At 65.8% G+C, this 4,702-nt stretch carries 6 protein-coding genes; 2 read left to right on the plus strand and 4 right to left on the minus strand.

All coding sequences use genetic code 11. The features are described 5' to 3' along the window. The 3 genes from AC1RNC_RS25995 to AC1RNC_RS26005 all read right to left on the minus strand — a co-directional run. Nucleotides 1-216, minus strand: a 216-nt coding sequence (locus tag AC1RNC_RS25995; RefSeq protein ID WP_492888866.1) for a DUF2946 family protein, incomplete at its 3' end; no start/stop codon positions are given. Nucleotides 217-444: 228 nt separating this feature from the next. Continuing rightward, complete coding sequence (fixJ, locus tag AC1RNC_RS26000; RefSeq protein WP_492888867.1) at nt 445-1,050, minus strand: response regulator FixJ; 606 nt, start codon at nt 1,048-1,050, stop codon at nt 445-447. Then, entirely contained in the window at nt 1,043-2,479 is a 1,437-nt protein-coding gene (locus AC1RNC_RS26005; RefSeq protein WP_492888868.1) for a PAS domain S-box protein, read from the minus strand. Before AC1RNC_RS26005 ends, fixJ begins: the two co-directional genes overlap by 8 nt. Nucleotides 2,480-2,739: 260 nt before the next feature. Between AC1RNC_RS26005 and AC1RNC_RS26010 the strand changes: the two genes are divergently transcribed. Beyond that, nucleotides 2,740-3,081 carry a response regulator gene (locus AC1RNC_RS26010; protein WP_492888869.1) on the plus strand — a complete coding sequence of 114 codons (342 nt, stop codon included), beginning with the start codon at nt 2,740-2,742 and terminating at the stop codon, nt 3,079-3,081. A gap of 37 nt (nt 3,082-3,118) precedes the next feature. Here AC1RNC_RS26010 and AC1RNC_RS26015 read toward each other — a convergent pair whose 3' ends face one another. Then, nucleotides 3,119-3,502 carry a response regulator gene (locus AC1RNC_RS26015; RefSeq protein ID WP_492888870.1) on the minus strand — a complete coding sequence of 128 codons (384 nt, stop codon included), beginning with the start codon at nt 3,500-3,502 and terminating at the stop codon, nt 3,119-3,121. Between the two features lie 345 nt (nt 3,503-3,847). Between AC1RNC_RS26015 and AC1RNC_RS26020 the strand changes: the two genes are divergently transcribed. Next, nucleotides 3,848-4,504, plus strand: a complete 657-nt coding sequence (locus AC1RNC_RS26020) for a helix-turn-helix domain-containing protein (protein WP_492888871.1) — start codon at nt 3,848-3,850, stop codon at nt 4,502-4,504. Nucleotides 4,505-4,702: the final 198 nt, after the last annotated feature.

Here is a 4,702-nt window from a genome sequence, read left to right on the forward strand (position 1 = left end):
GACCGTGGCCGCGCCATGGCCCGCGAACGGGCAGGGCTGGTCGTGCGACGGCTTTTCGGACGGGGCCCTTTTGTCGTGGTTCATCGGGGCGCCGGGTTCGACGACCATCGCGCCCTGCCCAGTGCAGATGACCACGGAGAACGGCAGGCCGTTCGTCGGCCCCGGCGCTGTCATGAAGCCCGCCGGCACCAGCACCTTCAGCGCAACCGCTATCAACGCCAACGCAAGGAACGCAGCGCGCATCAAGGGCCAGCGGTGGAACGCCGATCGAGTCACGCGATGCGCTTTAGCCGAAGACCGGGTGGCTGTCGCCTACGCTTGATCCCGTACGTCCTCGGCGTCCGTCTGTCGCCGGGGGCGCCCTGCACGTCGCGGCTCGCGCGGGTGGACAGGGGGCGCTCGCCTTGGTGATCGGCGCGAAGCCGCCGCTGACGCGCCGCCGTATCAGTCGCGATCCCGGGACAGGGCCATGCGCACCAGTTCCGAAAGGCTGCGCGCCTGCATCTTGCCCATGAGATTGGCCCGATGGATTTCCACCGTTCGCGGGCTGATCCCCAGGTCGAAGGCGATGACCTTGTTGGCCTTGCCTTCGACGAGGCCGTCGAGGACTTCTCGCTCGCGGGGCGACAGCGCCGCCAGACGCTTTCGCGTCTCGATCAGAGTGGTGTCCTGGTCGCGCTGGGCCTTGCCTTGCGCCAGGGCGGCGTTGATCGCCGCGAGCAACTGGCCTTCCTCGAACGGCTTTTCGATGAAATCGACGACCCCGGCCTTCATCGCTTCGATGGCCAGCGGAACGTCCGCGTGGCCGGTCATCACAATGACCGGCGCGCGATCGCCGCGCGCCTTCAGGCGACGAACCATCTCGACGCCATTCATTTCGGGCATGCGTACATCGGTCAGGATGCACCCCCCATCGGGCGGCGAGGCCTCCAGGAATTCAACTGGCGAGCTGAAGACGCGGAACGGGATGCGATTGACCCGCAGCAGAAAGCCGAGGGAGTCGCGGATGGCTTCATCGTCATCGATGATGTGCACGACGCCGTCACTCAAAACTCTGGTCTCCTTCCACGATCTTCAGGGTGAACCTGAACGTCGCCCCGCCGCCGGGCGTCTCCTCGGCCCACAGCCGACCGCCGTGCGATTCGATGATGGTTCGTGAGATCGAAAGTCCCACGCCCATGCCGTCGCGCTTGGTCGTGACAAACGCGGCGAACAGATTGTCGATGATTTCCGGCGCGACGCCAGGTCCAGTATCGCTCACGGAGACGACAGCGTCTTGGTCGGCGCGTGATACGCTGATCTTCAGGTCTCGGCGAGGGCCGTCCGACATGGCTTCGATGGCGTTGCGGATCAGATTGACGATGACCTGCTGGATCTGGACGCGATCGGCCAGAACGCGGTCGGTCTTGATGTCGTAGTCGAAGCGCACCCCGACCCCGAGCTCCCGCGCGCCGATGAACGCCAGGGCCGCAGCTTCCTCGACCATACGATTGAGGCTCTCTACCTGTCGCTCCGTTTCGCCGCGCGCCACGAAGTCTCGCAGACGGCGGATGATCGCGCCGGCGCGAAGCGCCTGCTCCCCGGCCTTGTCGAGCGCGCCATCGAGGGTGTCGCGGTCAATGTCGGTCTCTTCGAGAAGGCGGCGCGCGCCCTTCAGATAGTTGGCGATGGCCGACAGCGGCTGATTGATCTCATGCGCCAGCGCCGAGGCCATCTCGCCCATCGAGGTCAGCCGGGCGATATGGACGAGCTCGCCCTGAAGCTCCTGCAATCGGGCCTGGGTGCGCTGGGTCTCGGTGAGGTCGCGTACGAAGCCGGTGAAGAACCGTTCCCGGCCGGTCCGGATTTCACCCACCGACAACTCCATCGGAAAGGTCGAGCCGTCCTTGCGCTCGCCGATGACCACGCGACCCAGGCCGATGATCCGGCGCTCGCCGGTGCCGTAGTAGCGCTGCAGATAGCCGTCGTGTGCCGACCGGTAGGGCTCGGGCATGAGCCGATTGACGTTCTGGCCGAAGATTTCCTCCGGGGTCCAGCCGAACAGACGGACGGCCGTCGAGCTGAACGAGCGCACGCGCCCCGCTTCATCGATCAGCACCATGGCGTCGGGCACGGTGTCGAGGATGGAGGCCAGATGGGCCTCGCGCAGCAGCAGATCGGCCGTCACGGCGTCGGCCCGTTTGCGGGCCGTGCGAAAGCGCTCGCCGCCAAAACAGATCCCCGCGCTGACCGCCACGAACAGCAGCGTCCCGACCGCGTCGCCGAAGTCAAAGCCGTTGTGGCGCAGGTTCACGAGGAGAAGGCAGACAAGACTCAGAGCGCAGGCCAAAAGGCCCCCGGCCGCGCCGCGATAGGCGGAGGCGGCGACCACGGCCGGAAAGAAGAAGAGATAGAGGCCGCGATCGCCCAGGATCGGTTCGAACAAGACGCGCGCGATGATCCCGGCGACGACCAGCGCGGACGCGATGCTCGCGGCCATCGCCCATTCCCGAGCGGCGTTAGTCCGAGCGGAGTTGGGACGCGGCGGCGTGAATTCGTCGATGGTCGTCACTCCGCGCGTGGCCGGTCGGGCGGCCGTGACTAGTCCGGGATTCCCCTTAGGGGCAGTCCAGATGTTTCCGACAGTCGGGCCGGCGTATCAAGGTCGGGCGCACCCGGCCCGCCGCCGGGTCACTCCCGTCAGGCGGAACAAGATCCGTGTCCTTGCCCTTGAGTTTAGCCCAGTCGCCTCGCGTTCTCGTGATCGACGAGGATGCCGCGCTGCGTCAAGCCTTGAGCTTTTCCCTGAGTCTCGAGGGCTACCGGGTGGAGACCTTCGCCGCCACGTCGACCTTTTTCGCCCGCCTGCGCGCAGGCGCGGCCGAGGCGGTGATCATGGGGCACGCCGCGCCAGCGATAGACGCCCTGGCCCTCATCGAACTGGTGCGAGGGCTCTTTCCCGACATCGTCATGGTGGTGACCGCCACGCATCCCTCCACGGACCTGCGGCGCAAGGCGGAACAGTCGGGGGCCTTGCTGATTGAAAAGCCACTGCTGGACGATGACCTGGTCGATACCCTGCGCGCGGCGCTGACGCGCTGAGTGCGCCGAGCTTGTCGGGCCGCCCGAGGCGGCGCTGTCAGGCTTGAGCGCCTTGCGACGATGCGACGCGCGCCATTCGGCGCTCGATCTCCGCGGGCAGTTCGAACGGGTCGAAGGGTTTGCCGAGGATGGCGACGGGGGCCAGGGCCTCCAGCGCGGCGGTGCGAGGGTCGAAGCCCGAGGTCAGGAAGACGACAGGCGCGCCGGACAAGGCCTCGTCGCGCACGGCGCCGACAAATTGCGCGCCGTTCATGCCGGGCATCGTCACGTCGGAGATGATCAGGTCGACAGGATGGGTGCGCAGATGGTCCAGGGCGGCCGGACCGTCCTGAAAGGACAGGACGTCGTGACCGAGGCGTCCCATGCTGATCTTGATCAGTTCACGAACCAGTTGGTCGTCATCGACGTGAAGAATGCGCATTGTAGACCTTCCGGCGCTCGACGAACGATGCTCGCGATGCCTAGCGTCACCATGCCTGGGGTTTGTCCACACTCGGTAAGATTACCTAAGTGGACAATCCGTCGCACCTGAATGGGACTCCAACAACGACAGGTCGAACCCGAGGAGGCGCGGCATTGCGCCGAGAGATTCGGCGCCTTTGATCTTGGGGGCTCGTTCCGGCTTTTCCGATTGTGTTCCCCATCTCTGGATGTGTGCGAATTGGTCGCGGGTCAAGGGCGTCGTAATGAGTTCGACTAGGTAGGTTTCCTAATAGTGGGCGTGACCCTGTCGTCCCTAATCTTCTGAAGAGTTTTGGGGGAAGTCATGCCGTTTCAGGTCTTGATCAGTTCGGCTGCGGGTACGTCCGCCGACCTCGCCGCGCAGGCCGCCTTCGATCGCCTGGCGCGCACGACGCGCTTCGGGGCGGGGGACGAGATCTTCGCCCAGGAGGGCCGGGCCACCGACTACTATCGCGTGACCAAGGGCGTGGTGCGCAGCACGCGACTGCTCGCCGACGGTCGTCGTCAGGTCAGCGAGTTCTATTTTCCGGGCGACATGTTCGGACTGGCGCTGGGCGCGACTCACAGCCACGCGGCCGAGGCCCTCACCGACTGCGAAATCGCCCATGTACGGCGCCAGGCCCTCGCCGTCGCCGAGGATGGGGCGCTTATCGAGCGGCTGATCTGGACGGTCACTAGCCTGCAACTGGAACAGGCCCAGGCCCGCATGGTGATCTTGGCGCGGCGCAACGCCTACGAGAAGGTCGTCTTCTTCCTGAGCCAGATCGCCCGGCGCAGCGAAGGGGCGTGGGCCAACCTGCCGATGTGCCGCCAAGATATCGCCGACTATCTGGGACTCACGATCGAAACGGTGTCGCGCATGCTTACCCAGTTGCAGCATGACGGCCGCGTGGCGCTGGATGGTTCACGACGCTTCACGATCACCCACCCACGCTTCTCGGCGACGGATTTGGCCGCCTGACGGTCTCCCTTCGATTCCGGGCTAGCCGACCGGGTCCGGGACCGACGTCGGATCCTCGACCAGATCGCACCGAGCGATGCGCTCATGGACCGCCAACAGGCTTCCGGCGCCCAGGTTGAGGCAAAGACGAACGTTCGCGGGCGATGCCGGTGATCGCAAGGCGGGAAATCTCCCTTTTGAGCCATCCTGAGCCGTCCA

The organism is Caulobacter sp. GW822-FHT01G02, assembly GCF_058802865.1.

What these genes read in the sequence shown, in the direction of transcription:
- AC1RNC_RS26005 (WP_492888868.1), bottom strand. Translation starts at nt 2,479, where the DNA reads ATGGCCGCGAGCATCGCGTCCGCGCTGGTCGTCGCCGGGATCATCGCG.
- AC1RNC_RS26015 (WP_492888870.1), bottom strand. Translation starts at nt 3,502, where the DNA reads ATGCGCATTCTTCACGTCGATGACGACCAACTGGTTCGTGAACTGATC.
- AC1RNC_RS26020 (WP_492888871.1), top strand. Translation starts at nt 3,848, where the DNA reads ATGCCGTTTCAGGTCTTGATCAGTTCGGCTGCGGGTACGTCCGCCGAC.